Genomic DNA, 14,019 nt, shown 5'->3' with positions numbered 1-14,019 from the left:
CGACGCTGGGCGGCCTGTTCAAGGCCGGCACGGCGGCGTGGTCGTTCGCGCCGAACATCGCGCTGCCGATCTTCGAGGGCGGCTCGAACATCGCGAACCTCGATCTTGCACACGTGCAGAAGCGCATCGAGATCGCGAACTACGAGAAGGCGATCCAGTCGGCGTTCCGTGAGGTGTCGGACGGCCTGGCCGCGCGCGGCACGTACGACCAGCAGATCGCGGCGCTGGAGCGCAACGAGCACGCGCAGCAGCGCCGCTTCGACCTGTCGGATCTTCGTTACCGGAATGGCGTGGACAGCTACCTGTCGGTGCTGACCGCGCAGACGGATCTGTACTCGGCGCAGCAGTCGCTGATCAGCGCGCGTCTGGCTCGCTGGACCAATCTGGTCGATCTGTATCGCGCGCTGGGCGGCGGGTGGATCGCACGCGCCGGCGAGGAGCCGCGCGCGCCGGATGCGCCGGTCGACTACGACAAGGCGGCCGCTCCGGCCGCTGCGTCGGCAGCAGCGGCGAACGGCTGAGCCTGACGCGGGGCAGGGGCGGGAAACCGCTTCTGTCTGTACGCGGAAACGAAAACGCCACGGACGACCGAGTCCGTGGCGTTTCTTTTTGCGTCGTCACCCATCGCGGGCCTGGTGGCCGGCGATGGGTGACGGAGGTGTCACGTTACCGCTGCTTGTCCCACAGCGTGCGACCGAAGAACGTGAGCGTGCGATCCCATGCGTTTTGCGACCACACCGGATCGAACTGCGTACCGGCGATGCGGCCGGGGCCGACGGCCGTTTCGTTCGCGAACGCGTGATGGGCGAGATAGCGATGGAACTCGACGTCGACCTTCGCATCGGTCAGCTTTTTCTCCAGCGCATCGACCTGGTCGATCGCAAAGAAGACGTCCTGCGTGGCCCAGTGGCCCATCAGCGGCACCTTGAGCTTTGCCGGATCGAGGTAGTCGAGCGGCGGCATGCCGTACCACGTGACGCCCGCGTCCGCATCGGCGAACTGCAGCGACAGCAGCGTGAGGGCGCCGCCCATGCAGTAACCCGTCACCGCGACTCGCGATGCCAGCGTCTTCAGATACGTCACCGCGCCCGGGATGTCCTGCGAGGCCGCGTCGCCGAAATCGAGTCCGGTCATCAGATGGTGCGCTTCTTCCTCCTCGACCGTCGATTTGCCGCGATACAGGTCGGGCACGAGCGCGAAGTAGCCGCAGCGTGCGAGGCGATCCGCGACGCCGCGGATCTGGTCGTTCAGCCCCCACCATTCCTGGATGACGACGACCGCGGGCGCGCCTTCGGTCCGGGCCGGCCTGGCGAGGTAGCCCTGGAGTTCCTGGCCGTCCGGGCGGCTGAACGTGATCATGGAACCGGATGTTTGAGACATGAAACCGCTCCTTTTCGAAAAATGCGCTGAGTGCGGCATCGGGCCGGCCGGCGGGTGCGACGACGATCGGGCATGCCGGGCGTCGTGGTGCCGCTCGCGTTCGTTTCGGCCGGCGCCGACCACGCGGCCATTCTATGCGCAAACCCCGGCTGCCTGCGCGAACGGCGTGCCGCCGGCACGCGATCGGCAGGATCGTGTCGATCGAGGCGGCATCGGTTCCCGACGAGCGGACCGCCAACGATCAAACACCCCGCCCCGATGAACGGGAGCGGGGTGTTTCGGGGGTGCCGCGCGCCGAGGAATACGCGGCGCGTGACCGGCTTACTGGCCGAAATACACGGAGTCGCGGCCTTCCTGCCTGACCGCGATCGCGCGGCCGGCGCGCACGCCGGCGGCGGCTTGCGCACCGTAGCCGGCTTCATCGGCGTTCGTCACGCGGGCCTGTGCGGTCTGCAGCGCGCGCGGGTAATACTGATCGGAGACTTCGGGCTTGTAGCCGGCCTGTTCGAGCTGGACGAGTTCCGCGCGGACCTGGGCACGCGTCAGCTGATCCGACGGGTTCGATTGCGCGAAGGCGCCATACGAGGCGGACAGGGCGGTTGCGGCGACGACGGCGTAGATGAACGACTTCATGATGACCTCCGGTTTCGTTGATTTCGCGCTTCGCATGTTGCGTTCAGCGGGTTGATTGCATCGTAGCGATCACGTTACCGGTGGGAAATACGCGTTCCAGCGAATAATTATTGCAACTGGGTAAACGATCGCGCATCGGAGTGTGTTTTGTCTGATGGTTCGGCATCGATCGGTTGGCGGGCTGCCCTGCCGGCTTGTGCTTGACGGGAATGCCGGCCCGGTCTGCGAGAACGGAATAGCGGCGATCGGCCGGCGACGTCGTGTCGACATGATGAATCGGATTCCGAAGCATTTGGGCGGTGCCGTTGTCGTACCGTGCGGGCACGGTTGCGTCACTCGGCCGGAAGCGCCTGCTGCTTCCTGTATTCGGCCGGCGTGACGCCGACGTGTCGCGTGAACGACCGCCTGAGCGTATCGACATTCGCGAAGCCGCATTGCGCGGCCACCTGCTTCGGCGAGTGACGGCCGCTCTCGAGCAGGTGTCGGGCTGCCGAAATGCGGGCTGCCTCGACCCATGCGGCCGGCGTCGTACCGACTTCCGCGCGGAACAGCCGTGCGAAGTGGCGCGGGCTCATGCCCGCATGCTTTGCCATCGTCGCGACGGAATGGTCGAGTTCGGGGTTCGCCGCGATCCAGCGCTGCACCTCCTGCAGCACCGAACGTCCTGCGGGGCGCGCTTCGCCCTTGCGGCTGAACTGGAGTTGCCCGCCCGGGCGCTTGAAGTACATGACCAGTTGCGCCGCGACGCGCCGTGCGATCTCGCGGCCCAGATCCTCGTCGACCAGCGCGAGCGCGAGATCGAGCCCGGCCGTGACGCCGGCGCCGGTGCGCAGTTTGCCGTCGCGCACGTACAGCGCGTCCGCGTCGACGGCGAGCGACGGATAGGCTTCGGCAAGTGCGTCCGCGGCGGCCCAGTGCGTGGTCAGGCGACGTCCTTTCAGCAGGCCGGTGGCCGCGAGGATGAACGCGCCGGTACAGATCGAGCCGTAACGCCTGCTTTGCACCGCCGCCGATCGCAACCAGGCGAGGACGTCGGTGCGCAGGGCGATCCGGCCGGCGCTCGGCGCGCCTGCGACCAGCAGCGTGTCGATACGCTCGGGAATGTCGGGAACGATCCAGTCGGGCAGCAACCGGGTCCCGGACGAACTGCGGATCGGACCGGGCTCGCTCGCGATGACCCGCAACGTATAGAACGGCTTCCCGCACTCGGCGTTCGCCTGGGCGAAGACATCGAGCGGGGCGGAGACATCGAGCAGTTGGACGCCCGGAACGGCGAAAATTCCCACGACCTTCGGCATGATCGGTTGCGTGCTGTGTCGAACGTGACGCGTAGCAGTATAGAGGCGCCGGCAGTGCGTGGGGCGCGTGGCGGAGCCTGTTCCCGGCGTTCATCCGGCCGCGCGGACGCCGTGTCCGTCCGTCACGCAAAATGGCAGGATTCGACGTAACACGTCCATTAAAGACAGCCCCCGGACGCCGGAAAATCGGAGTGTTTCCAATGGAGGTCGATCATGACAGAGGACGTTGCAGGCATCACCATTCCCGATAGCCAACTGACGCGCGAGATCACCGAACTCGTTCGCGATACCGCGTCACCGTTGCTGTTCCATCATTCCAGCCGGGTCTTCTATTTCGCGGCGCTCGCGGGCCGGCGGCGCGGGCTCGAGTACGATCCCGAGTTGCTTTACTGCGGCTGCATGTTTCACGACATGGGGCTCACGCACCGGCACAGCAGCGCGTGCGAGCGCTTCGAAGTGGACGGCGCGAATGCCGCCCGCGATTTCCTGAAGGGCAAGGGCATCTCGCAGCAGGACATCGACGTCGTGTGGACGTCGATCGCGCTGCATACCACGCCCGGCATCCCGCAGCACATGCATCCGCTGATCGCGCTCGTTACCGCGGGCGTCGAGATGGATGTGCTGGGCCTGACGTATCCGGAATACAGCGACGTCGAACGCGAGGCCATCGTCCGCGCGCATCCGCGTACGCCGCGCTTCAAGGAAGACATCATTCAGGCGTTCTACGACGGGATCAGGCACAAGCCGGACACGACGTTCGGCAACGTGAAGGCTGACGTGCTCGCGGACAAGGATCCGAATTTCCGCGCCGGCAATTTCTGCAGCGTGATCCGCTCGTCCGCGTGGGCCGGCTGATACCGGGTGCTCGTGAGTCGGGAAGAGAAATGCACGATATCGGGATGGCGTCCGGCTTGAGGGGTGGCAGTTCGCCGGGCGCGACGGACGGTTATGCCCGACGATCGTCTTTCCTGGCCGTAGCCGCGTCAGCCTCTCCGCCTCGTTCGGGTGAAGGGCGTGGTGGACGGGCACGAGCGGGAATGGGGGCGGTAAAAAGTTGTTACGTGACAATCGGAAGATATAGCTCGGGACTTTATATACTGAATAACTGTATCCCCTCACCGAGGCGAATCTTCGATTCGCGGCCAACTTTGCAACTAGCCTGGCGAGCGTGCCAAAGGCACGCTTCCGGCCTTTCCCGCACATTTTCGGCAAAACGCCTATAATGATTGGGCAAATTGCCGGGAGAGGTCATGAGCACCATCGCTTTCCATCCGTCAGGCGTCGCGCATCCGCGTCAGGCCGAATTCACGATTCTCGAACAGCTGCTGGCGATCCGCGTCCGATCGGGGGCCGATCTTGCCGAGCTGGCGAGTGCGCGCGTCGACGTCTCGGTGATCGACCGGCTGTCGGAGCGCGGGTTGAAATCGGACGAGCTGGCCTTCATCATTCCGCGCCGCACGCTGAGCCACCGCCGCCAGGCGCACGAACGCCTGTCGCCGGAGGAATCCGACAAGGCGATCCGCCTCGCGCGCATCGTCGCGCAGGCTACAGCCACGTTCGGCGACCAGGACAAGGCGATGGCGTGGCTGCGCAACGGGCTCCAGCGCTTCGGCGGCCGCACGTCTCTCGACATGGCGAGCACCGAGCACGGCGCGCGACTCGTCGAGGAAGTCCTCACGCAGATCGACGAGGGGTACTTCGCTTGACGACGCTGTGGCGAATCAGCAATTACGCCGACCTGAAAGGCATCGGCGGGTTGCGCGCCGGCGGGCGCTGGCATTACGCCGGGCAGCCCGTCGTGTATCTCGCCGAGCATCCGGCGCTCGCGCTGCTCGAGACGCTCGTCCATTTCGAAATCGCCACGGTCGCGCAATTGCCGAGCGGGTATCAGCTGCTTCGCATCGAGGCGTCCGAATCGGTGGATATCGCCGAAATCGCGGAGGGCGACGCGCCCGACGACTGGCGAACCCAGGTCGACTGGACCCGCAGCGCCGGCACCGAGTGGCTGCATAAGCAGCCGAGCGCGCTGCTGCGCGTCCCGAGCGTCGTCGTGCCCCACGCGCACAACTTCCTGCTGAATCCGCTGCATCCGGCTGCGTCCGAGGTGCGTATCGCGGAAGTCATGCAGTCGCCGTACGACACCCGGATTCTGCGGCTGATCCGGTCGACGCCGGGCGAATAGCGAACGGGACAGCCTCGGGCCCGCAACGGGCGCGGGATCAGCGTTCATGCGCGGCGCGATCGGCCGCCGCGTCGAGCGGCAGCGTCTGCCGGAGGCGCGTGACGGTTCGCGCGCTGACGAGGCCGAGCATCGCGCTGACATCGGCATGCGCATGACCGGCGAGCAACTGGCGGCGCGCATACGTGTTGCGCAGCACGCGCGGGCTCATGTCCGCCGCGTGGAAGCCGATCGCGGTCAGTGCGTCGCGCACCACGAGCACCAGGAACATGTCGTTCATCGCGCCACCGCTGCGCGGCGCGGGAAACAGCCGTGCCGCTGGCGCTGCTTCCGGCGTGCGCGCGCACCATGCGGCGAGCGGCGCCAGCGCGAATTCCGCGAGCGCGATCCGGCGCGCCGGCCGCGCGCGATCGCGCGGCACGGACAGCGCAGGCGGCTGCGCGTCGAGATCCGTCGCGTCATGCGTCGTCGCGCGAATCTCGGCCGACGTGATGCCGCTCGCCAGCAGCAGAGCGACGATGGCGCGATTGCGGCAGTCGGCCGGCGTGTCGCCCGGGCGAGGCTGTACGTGGCGCTGCAGCGCCGCGTCCGCGTCGGGTGGCAGGAAGCACGGCTCGGGCTCGCTGTCCGGCCATGCGAGATCGCGCGTGGTTCGGCCGGCCGGATGCATCGTGCGCACGCCGGCTTCGACCAGATGCCGGCCCAGCCGGTCGATCAGTTTCGCGTACCGCATGCGGGTCGATGTGCCGGGTGCGCACGTGCGGTCGAGCTCCGCCAGAAAGGCCGCAACGTGGTCGGGCCCGAACGTGGCCAGCGACACGCGGTGTGCGCTCAGATGACGCAGGAATCGTTCGAACATCGCGACGTGCTGCACGACCGATCGCGGCGCGAACGGCCGGCGGCCGGCGCCGGTCGCGGCCGTTTCCTGCCAGGTGCGGAAGGTGCCGAGCGGGTCGATAATCCAGCGATTCGTGTCCATGCACGATTTATAGCCGGAACGCGGTGACGCCGGCAATCGTTCCGATGGCCGGCGGGCCGGCCGGCCCCGATGCAACGGGCACGTCGGTGCGCGGTACGCGTGCCGTCTGCGCGGCACGCTGCGCATCGTCGGGCAAACGCGCGAGAGCGGCAGCGCGACGAAGCAACGGGGCAATATCGTTTCATCGTTTCGGCATCCATATTTCGAACGAGGCATCGTCGACCGATATCGACCCGACAAGCTCGGTGCGGAAGCCGAGTGTCGGATCGGTGGGTGCGACCGGGCTCGACGCGCGGTAGCGCACCCCGTTTCCTGCCGTCGCCGTTACGCGTCGCGCGAAGGCGAGGGCGCAGCGGTTGCCGCCGTGCCCTCGCGCGCCCTCAACCGTTCGAGGGCGGCGAACGTCAGTTGGGTCGCGATAGCCGCGAGCGTACCGGCTGCCATGCCGTTGCCGAGTACGATCTGCACCGGCGCGCCGAAATGACGGTACAGGTTCGGCACCAGGATCGGCGCGAGGCCGACGACGAGCGCGGCCGCGAGCGTGTACTGGTTGGCCCGCGCGTGCAGATCGGTGCCGGCGAGCAACCGGATGCCCATCACGCCGATCATCGCGAACACGACCAGTGCGGTGCCGCCGACCACGGGGGCCGGAATCGCATACGCGAGCCGAGCGAGCGGCGCGCACAGCGCGATGACGATCAGGATCGCGCCGGCGGCGGCCGTCACGTAGCGAGAGCGCACGCCGGTCGTCTGCACGACGCCGATATTCTCGGCGCTGGTCACGATCAACGGCGTGCCGAACAGTGCGCCGACCAGCGATGCGATCGCATCGCCGCGGATCGTCTTCGGCACGTCGCGCGGCAGCGAGATTGCCTTGCCGCACGTTTCGCCGACGGCGACGGTCTGCGCGGTGGCCTCGGCCATCGAGATCGCCGTGAAGATCAGGAGCGGCAGGGCGGCCAGCACATCGAAGCGCGGCATGCCGAACGGCAGCCACACCGGATGCGTGAGCAGCGGGCCGCGCCACACGTCGTCGAACGCCGGCATTGCGCCGAGCGCCCAGCCGAGCGTCGCACCGGCCGTCAGGCCGATCAGCACCGCAAGGCGCCCGAGCATGCCGCGAAATGCGCCGGCCACGGCGACGGTGGCGACGATCGTCGCCAGCGCGAGACCGAGCGCGCGCGGTTGCGCGAAGTCGGCCGAGCCGGGCTGGCCGACGACGATCGTCGCGTAGATCCGGAGCAGGTTGACCGACACCAGCAACAGCATCGCGCCCACGACGACGCGCGGAAAGAGCCGCAGGCAGCGCGTGAAGACGGGCAGCAGCACCCAGTAGAACGCGCTGGCAAGCAGTGCGGCGCCGGTCGCGACGGGCAGGCCCGATTGCGCGGCGATGCCCGCGAACAGCATGGTCGGTGCGCCGCCGGGCACCATCACGAACGGCATGCGGGCGCAGATCGGGCCGGCGCCGAGCGATTGCAGCAGCGTGCCGATGCCGCAGGCGAAGAACGTTGCGCCGATCAGCTGGACCGTCAGGTCCGCCGGTAGCGCGAGGACTTTTTCGATCAGGAAGACGGCCGTGATCGGGGACGCGGCCATCGACAGCACGTGCTGCAGCCCGAACAGCACGAGTTGCCACGCGGGCAGCCGCGTATCGACGGGCGGTGAAATCGGATCGTGCGACACGGCAGGCCTCTCGGTAGCGAACGACGGCGTGGGCCGGAAACGGGCGGCGAACGGAATGTCAGGTCCGCAGCCAGGGAAGCTGCGCGGCGCTGTAGCGGAACGTCTGGAACACGCTGTTCAACTGTCCGGGGCCGGTCTTGCGTGCCGCTTCGTCCGGGTATTCGGCAAACCACGGGATCACGTATTCCCAGACGACCTGGCCGGCGGGCGTCACCTCGAACAGCCGGCCCGTCGAGGATTCCGTGACGTGCGTGTTGCCGTTCGGCAAGCGCTGCGCGTTGCCCATGAACGGCGTGTAGAACAGGTTCACTACGTCGTCCGAATACGACCACACGATGCGTTGCGTCGCCGGGTCGATTTCCACGACGCGCGAGAACGCGACATGCGCGCCGTGGCGGAAATTGCCGTTGTCGAAAGCGAGGATGTTGCCGTTCGCGAGCGGCACCGGCGCATGCTGGTGCGACACGACGTCGGGCCCGATATGCAGGTCGACGCGGCCGGTTTCGCGGTTCACGCGGATGATGCCGGACGTCGTTCGCAGGCTCATCAGCACGCGGCCGTCCGCGTCGACGGCGAGACCGTTGACGAGCGGCCAGTGGTAGCGGCCGAAGCCGGCGGCAATCGGAAAATCCTCGGGCCGCAGATGCTCGCGCGCATGCCATTCCCAGACGATCTGCCCGGCCCGGTTCACCTCGCGGATCACGTCCGCGTACATCACCTCGTCGTCGCCGTGCGGCGTGCCGCCCGGCACGCGCCGCGCGAACGCGGGATCGACCGGCTCGCATGCGGCGTAAAGCAGGTTGCCGTTCGGCAGCCACTGCGCGTCGTGATGGTGGGCGGGATCCTCGTAGCGCCACACGGTTTCGCCTTGCGGCGTGACTTCGCGGAATTCGCCGCCGTGCCACATCGACCACGGCGCGTAGCGCGATTCGGAGCGGGGGTGGTTGCCGTTGTAGCCGAGGTTGCCGTTCGCGAGGATGACGGCATGGCGGCCGGGGCGCACCGGCATTTTCCAGTGATGGGCGACTTCGCCGTCGATGTCGACGAGATAGACGTTGCCGCCCGCCGTCTGCGGCGCGATGAGCGTATAGCCGCCCGCGGACAGCGCGGGATCGTGGGCGATGAGGCCGACGCCGCGGCGGCGCTGGGTGATCTGGTCGACGGTCGTCACTGCGGTCTCCATTCGAATCGGACACGGGAATGCAGCGGAATCTAGTCGATTCGGCGAGTCAGCAAAACCGGATTATTCTTGACGGCCTGTTCGGAAAAATCTAACGGAACCCTCATGCGTTCGATATCGCAGACATTCCGCTGTTTCGACGAAGTCGCGAGGCGCGGCTCGATTCGCAAGGCGGCCGAAGCGCTGCACCTGACGGCCGCGGCCGTGCACCAGCAGATCCGCAATCTCGAGGAGCAGGTCGGCGTGCCGCTGTTCGACCGGCTGCCGCGCGGCATGCAGCTGACGCTCGCCGGCGAGATCGTGATCGCGGCCGTGCGGCGCGGCCAGCGCGACTTCGACAACGCGCTGACGCAGGTCGAGGATCTGCGCGCCCTGCGGCGCGGGCACGTGAACCTGGCGGTGCCCGCGTCGACGGCGGAAAGGCTCGTGCCCGACGCGATCCTCGCGGCGATGCAGCGCTATCCGGGCGTCACGTACAGCGTGCGCTCGGGCAACGGCGAGAGCATCGTGCGCTGGGTCGAGACGGGCGAAGCCGATATCGGCTATGCGCTGCGCCGCCGCACGTCGTCCGGCGTCGTCGAGGTGCGTGCGTTCGCACAGCCGCTGGGCGTCGTCACGGCGCCCGGCCATCCGCTCGCGGCATGCGGCGGCAAGGTGCGGATGCGCGATTGCTTCGCGCACCCGCTGATCCTGATGACCCCCGATACGGAGCTGCGCGCGATGTTCGACCAGATCGACGCGCGGCAGCCGCGCAGCGTGCGGCCGCTGGTCGAGACTGGCTCCGTGCCGATGGTGCGGCGACTCGCGGCCGAAGGCGCGGGCATCGGCTTCCTGATCGCGGAGAACGTCGCGGACGACGTGGCCGCCGGCCGACTCGCGTGGACGCCGCTCGCCGATGCGGGCGCGCGCTCGTTCAGCTGCATCTACCAGCGGGCGGACATGAGCGCGACCGTCGCGATGACGATGTTTCTGGAGTTCTTCTCCGAGGCGATCGACGCGATGGAGAGCGGTTTTGCGCGCGACGGCCGGGCAGCCGGCAAGCGACGTCGGGCCGTGCGGTAACGCAGCGACGACACCGGCCGTGCGCGCGCGATGACGTTGCGCACGCAACGTCCGTTCGCATCGCGTCTTTTCCTTATTGCGAAAAAAAATTCGTTCATGGGACTATCGGACGCGCTGCCGGCGCACCGAGGGGGCGCGGGCGGCGTGACGTTCATCGCAACGACCTACAAGAACACCGACAGACAATGAACACGACAGCGATTTTTCCGTATGCGCCCGCGCTGCTCGCGGCCGCCTTGCTGACCGCATGCGGCGGCGACGTCGAGAACGAAGCGGCCCGCGCGACGACACCTTCCACCGATGCGAGCTGCCTCGCGGTCGACAACAGCGGCGCGACGGTGGTGGTGGGTTCGAACCAGCCGGGCGATCCGTCGCTGCCGGAGGCGTCGTCCGGCTATCGCACCGGGATGAAGCCCGTTTATGCGAAGACCTATCTGGTGGCCACGTCGAACGCGCACGCGAGCGCGGCCGGCTGCGCGGTGCTGAAGCAGGGCGGCACCGCGGCCGACGCGGCGGTTGCCGTGCAGGCCGTGCTCGGCCTCACGGTGCCCGAAGCGACGGGCCTCGGGTCGGGCGGCGTGCTGCTCTACTACGACGCGCACGGCAAGACGCTGCAGGCATACGACGGTCGGGAAACCGCGCCGGCCGCCGCGACGGAGAACTACCTGCGCTACGTCGACGACGCGACCGACCGGTCCGCGCCGCTGCCGAGCGCCCGCGCGAGCGGCCGCTCGATCGGCACGATCGGCGTGCCGAGGCTCATCGAGGCGCTGCAGCAGGACCACGGCCGGCTGCCGTGGCGGAACCTGTTCGGCGATGCGATCACGCTCGCGACCAACGGCTTCCCGATCGGCGGCCGGCTTGCCGACGCGATCGCGGCGAACGCCGCGAACCTGAAGCGCGACCCCGAGGCCGCCGCGTATTTCCTGAACGCCGACGGTTCGCCGAAGACCCTCGGCACCGTACTGAAGAATCCCGCTTACGCGCGCACGCTGACGCTGATGGCGCAGTCCGGCGCGAACGCGCTGTACACCGGGCAGATCGCGCAGGACATCGTCGCGAAGATCGCGGCGACGAAGGGTGCGGACGGGTCGACGCTCACTCCGGGCAAGACGAGCGTCGCGGATCTGGCCGCGTATCAGGCGAAGCGCCGCGAACCCGTATGCACGACCTATCGCAGCTACTGGGTCTGCGGAATGCCGCCGCCGTCGTCGGGCGGCATCGCGGTCGCGTCGGCGCTCGGCATGCTCGAGAACTACGACCTGAAGTCGCTGAAGCCGACGGCGATCGATCTCGAAGGCGGCAAGCCGACCGTCGCGGGCGTGCACCTCGTGACCGAGGCAGAACGGCTTGCGTATGCCGACCGAGACAAGTACGTGGCCGACACGGATTTCGTGCCGCTGCCGGGCGGCACGTGGAACACGCTGCTGAACAAGCCCTACCTGAAGTCGCGTGCAGCGTTGATCGACCCGACCCGGAGCATGGGCACGGCGCAACCCGGCAATCTCGCCGCGGCGCCGCTCGGCGTCGATACGACGCTGATCGAGCACGGCACGAACCAGTTCACGATCGTCGACGGCGACGGCAACGTGCTGAGCGCGACGACGACGGTCGAGTCGAGCATGGGCTCGTTTCACATGACCAACGGTTTCCTGCTGAACAACCAGTTGACCGACTTTTCCGCGAACCCGGTAGACGTCGCGGGCAATCCGGTGGCCAACCGCCTTCAGCCGGGCAAGCGGCCGCGCAGCTCGATGGCGCCGACGATCGTGTTCGCGCAGGCCGCGGACGGATCGCGCGGCGATTTCGTGATGGCGACCGGGTCGCCGGGCGGCGGCACGATCCCGCAGTACGTGGTCAAGACGCTCGTCGGCGCGCTCGACTGGGGCCTCGATGCGCAGCAGTCCGCCGGGCTGGTCGATTTCGGCGCGAGCAACAGCCCGACGACCACGATCGGCGGCGAGCATCCGAACGTCAACACGGCGAACAACGGCGCGAACGATCCGCTCATCACGGGGCTGCTCGCGCTCGGGCACAAAGTGTCGACGTCGGCGCAGGCGAGTGGCGTCAACACCGTGATGCGCGTGACGTCCGGCCAGTCGCGCGTGTTGCAGGGCGGCACCGATCCGCGTCGTGAGGGCGTCGTACTCGGCGATACGTTCCGGCCTTGACCGGGCGGCGCGAGCGAGGCCCGATCCGCCGATGGGCGAGTCGGGCCGCGTGCGGCAGAAAGAGGCGTTGCGACGACGAACCGGTATTCGCCGGTAACGGCGTCATCCTGTCGAAGCCGTACTTTCTCGGTTTCGTCGGGGAACCGGACCACGACCGCGCACTGGACGCTCGTGGTGCCGATCCGTTCGACGTGCAGCGGATACTGTCGTCAGTCGAATTCGACGACGATCCGGGGGCGGTGTTCGACTGGCGGGCGCCGGATGTGCCGCCGGAAAAGGTGTTCAGGCTTGCATGCAGCGCGTCGGGGAACGCCGGAGGGGCGGCGTGCATATCCGGCGGCATTGAACCGATCGCCGGAAGCGGGTTATCGGGTTTTACCGAAGGTTGGTTGACGTAAATTATTCGGAATGCTGATCGAACGAGCTGGTTCTCTAACACGCCGCATCACCTGCCGGGCTTCCCGACACGCGACGATCGGGGCATCGCCGTTACAGAGTACCCCGTCGCGACGCACCTCTCCAGGCGTGTTCACGGCTTCTCCCGCAAGTACGGCCTCCAGCCCGCTGCTTACTTCCGATTGTCAAAGTATGTGAGTCAATCGTCAGCATTTGCAACGGAAGTAACAGTCCCTGCAAATCAGTCGTTTTGCGCGCCGGCGCCGCTACATTAACTCCACCTGCCGCACGTCGCGGCGAGGCATGCGACAAGCCGCACGAAGGCGGCTCGCAGCAACAACGTCTTTGGGGAGAATGACCATGAACAAGATCCGTACGATTCTGCTGGGCGCGGCACTGACGGCAATGGCAACGTCGGCTGCTTTTGCACAGACGGCCCAGACCGGTGCACAGGGCGCAGCCGGCGCAGGTGCACAGGCTCAGACGCCGCTGCTCGGTGGCGGCGCGGGCGTGCAGGCCGGCGCGAACGCGACGGGCACGGGTTCCGCGGCGGGCAACGTCGTCGGCAAGACGGTCGGCGGCACGACGCACGCGGCCGGTTCGGCAGCGGGTGCGGCGAAGGAGGCCGGAGCCTCCGCCGTTCACTCGACGAAGTCGCACGTGAAGCATGTCGCCGGTACGGCGAAGAGCCACGCGCAAGGCGCGGCATCGACGGCGGGCGGCGTCGCGGGCGGTGCGAAGGCAAAGGCCGGTGAAACCCTCGAAGGCGCGACCCGTCCGGCGCAGGGCAGTGCATCGGTCGGCCTGAAGGGTTCGGTGTCGACGCAAGGCAGCGCACAGTAAGCGGAGCGCATTCCGTCACGGCCCGCATTGATGCGGGCCGTTTTTTATTGGCGAGCCCGGCATGTCGTTCGTCGCAATACCGGACTGGCCGGGCGCGAGATTCATCGGAGAACGCGGGGCCATTTGGCGAGCGGCTTTGGCAAACCGGACCGACTGTGAGCCCACTCGTGGATCGGGGCGCGAGGACATGCCGCTTTCCCTGCGCGTCTTTC

The 14,019-nt window shown here is 67.7% G+C and carries 14 protein-coding genes; 8 read left to right on the top strand and 6 right to left on the bottom strand.

Translation table 11 applies throughout. The features are described 5' to 3' along the window. Positions 1-521 (top strand): TolC family protein (locus tag GQ57_RS34980; RefSeq protein WP_034200273.1); only part of this gene is annotated, 521 nt, incomplete at its 5' end. 145 nt (positions 522-666) lie between these two features. On the opposite strand, the gene GQ57_RS34975 is transcribed toward GQ57_RS34980, so the two are convergent. The 3 genes from GQ57_RS34975 to GQ57_RS34965 form a co-directional block, all read right to left on the bottom strand. Beyond that, a complete protein-coding gene (locus tag GQ57_RS34975; RefSeq protein WP_031403152.1) occupies positions 667-1,380 on the bottom strand; it encodes a dienelactone hydrolase family protein in 714 nt (237 codons plus the stop codon). A gap of 321 nt (positions 1,381-1,701) precedes the next feature. Then, entirely contained in the window at positions 1,702-2,013 is a 312-nt protein-coding gene (locus GQ57_RS34970; protein WP_031403153.1) for a DUF4148 domain-containing protein, read from the bottom strand. Positions 2,014-2,345: 332 nt separating this feature from the next. Next, complete coding sequence (locus GQ57_RS34965) at positions 2,346-3,311, bottom strand: GlxA family transcriptional regulator (RefSeq protein WP_034200272.1); 966 nt, start codon at positions 3,309-3,311, stop codon at positions 2,346-2,348. A 213-nt stretch (positions 3,312-3,524) separates the two neighbouring features. Between GQ57_RS34965 and GQ57_RS34960 the strand changes: the two genes are divergently transcribed. The 3 genes from GQ57_RS34960 to GQ57_RS34950 all read left to right on the top strand — a co-directional run bounded on the left by GQ57_RS34960 (position 3,525) and on the right by GQ57_RS34950 (position 5,493). Then, on the top strand, positions 3,525-4,166 hold the full coding sequence (locus tag GQ57_RS34960; protein ID WP_034200271.1) for an HD domain-containing protein: 642 nt from the start codon (positions 3,525-3,527) through the stop codon (positions 4,164-4,166). A 395-nt stretch (positions 4,167-4,561) separates the two neighbouring features. Next, entirely contained in the window at positions 4,562-5,017 is a 456-nt protein-coding gene (parS, locus tag GQ57_RS34955) for a type II RES/Xre toxin-antitoxin system antitoxin (RefSeq protein ID WP_031403156.1), read from the top strand. Then, positions 5,014-5,493 (top strand): RES family NAD+ phosphorylase, encoded by a 480-nt coding sequence (locus tag GQ57_RS34950; protein ID WP_031403157.1) that lies wholly within the window; start codon positions 5,014-5,016, stop codon positions 5,491-5,493. Before parS ends, GQ57_RS34950 begins: the two co-directional genes overlap by 4 nt. 37 nt (positions 5,494-5,530) lie before the next feature. Here the strand turns inward: GQ57_RS34950 and GQ57_RS34945 are convergent, their stop codons facing one another. From GQ57_RS34945 to GQ57_RS34935, 3 genes are all read right to left on the bottom strand, one after another. Then, entirely contained in the window at positions 5,531-6,469 is a 939-nt protein-coding gene (locus GQ57_RS34945; protein ID WP_034200270.1) for an integrase, read from the bottom strand. A gap of 324 nt (positions 6,470-6,793) precedes the next feature. Then, positions 6,794-8,155, bottom strand: a complete 1,362-nt coding sequence (locus GQ57_RS34940; protein ID WP_034200269.1) for a uracil-xanthine permease family protein — start codon at positions 8,153-8,155, stop codon at positions 6,794-6,796. A 58-nt stretch (positions 8,156-8,213) separates the two neighbouring features. Continuing rightward, on the bottom strand, positions 8,214-9,338 hold the full coding sequence (locus GQ57_RS34935) for an aryl-sulfate sulfotransferase (protein WP_031403160.1): 1,125 nt from the start codon (positions 9,336-9,338) through the stop codon (positions 8,214-8,216). 102 nt (positions 9,339-9,440) lie between these two features. Here GQ57_RS34935 and GQ57_RS34930 point away from each other — a divergent pair, with 102 nt between their 5' ends. From GQ57_RS34930 to GQ57_RS34920, 4 genes are all read left to right on the top strand, one after another. Next, positions 9,441-10,397, top strand: coding sequence for a LysR family transcriptional regulator (locus tag GQ57_RS34930; protein ID WP_034200268.1), 957 nt, complete (start codon positions 9,441-9,443; stop codon positions 10,395-10,397). Between the two features lie 185 nt (positions 10,398-10,582). Next, the gene (locus tag GQ57_RS34925) at positions 10,583-12,568 is read left to right on the top strand and encodes a gamma-glutamyltransferase family protein (protein WP_031403163.1); all 1,986 of its coding nucleotides are present in this window, start codon (positions 10,583-10,585) and stop codon (positions 12,566-12,568) included. After that, the gene (locus tag GQ57_RS40845) at positions 12,565-12,966 is read left to right on the top strand and encodes a hypothetical protein (protein ID WP_235215180.1); all 402 of its coding nucleotides are present in this window, start codon (positions 12,565-12,567) and stop codon (positions 12,964-12,966) included. The genes GQ57_RS34925 and GQ57_RS40845 overlap by 4 nt, the downstream gene beginning before the upstream one ends. Positions 12,967-13,324: 358 nt before the next feature. Then, positions 13,325-13,807: a hypothetical protein gene (locus GQ57_RS34920; protein ID WP_034200275.1), complete on the top strand. Its 483-nt coding sequence runs from the start codon at positions 13,325-13,327 to the stop codon at positions 13,805-13,807. Positions 13,808-14,019 lie beyond the last annotated feature (212 nt).

This window comes from Burkholderia sp. MSh2 (assembly GCF_000731655.1).
In the GTDB taxonomy this organism is placed as follows: Bacteria; Pseudomonadota; Gammaproteobacteria; order Burkholderiales; family Burkholderiaceae; genus Burkholderia; species Burkholderia paludis.
Note: the sequence above shows the minus strand (reverse complement) of the source record. Positions and strands in the feature narration are given on the sequence as shown.

What these genes read in the sequence shown, in the direction of transcription:
- GQ57_RS34975 (WP_031403152.1), bottom strand. Translation starts at nt 1,380, where the DNA reads ATGTCTCAAACATCCGGTTCCATGATCACGTTCAGCCGCCCGGACGGC.
- GQ57_RS34970 (WP_031403153.1), bottom strand. Translation starts at nt 2,013, where the DNA reads ATGAAGTCGTTCATCTACGCCGTCGTCGCCGCAACCGCCCTGTCCGCC.
- GQ57_RS34965 (WP_034200272.1), bottom strand. Translation starts at nt 3,311, where the DNA reads ATGCCGAAGGTCGTGGGAATTTTCGCCGTTCCGGGCGTCCAACTGCTC.
- GQ57_RS34960 (WP_034200271.1), top strand. Translation starts at nt 3,525, where the DNA reads ATGACAGAGGACGTTGCAGGCATCACCATTCCCGATAGCCAACTGACG.
- parS (WP_031403156.1), top strand. Translation starts at nt 4,562, where the DNA reads ATGAGCACCATCGCTTTCCATCCGTCAGGCGTCGCGCATCCGCGTCAG.
- GQ57_RS34945 (WP_034200270.1), bottom strand. Translation starts at nt 6,469, where the DNA reads ATGGACACGAATCGCTGGATTATCGACCCGCTCGGCACCTTCCGCACC.
- GQ57_RS34935 (WP_031403160.1), bottom strand. Translation starts at nt 9,338, where the DNA reads ATGGAGACCGCAGTGACGACCGTCGACCAGATCACCCAGCGCCGCCGC.
- GQ57_RS34930 (WP_034200268.1), top strand. Translation starts at nt 9,441, where the DNA reads ATGCGTTCGATATCGCAGACATTCCGCTGTTTCGACGAAGTCGCGAGG.
- GQ57_RS34925 (WP_031403163.1), top strand. Translation starts at nt 10,583, where the DNA reads ATGAACACGACAGCGATTTTTCCGTATGCGCCCGCGCTGCTCGCGGCC.
- GQ57_RS34920 (WP_034200275.1), top strand. Translation starts at nt 13,325, where the DNA reads ATGAACAAGATCCGTACGATTCTGCTGGGCGCGGCACTGACGGCAATG.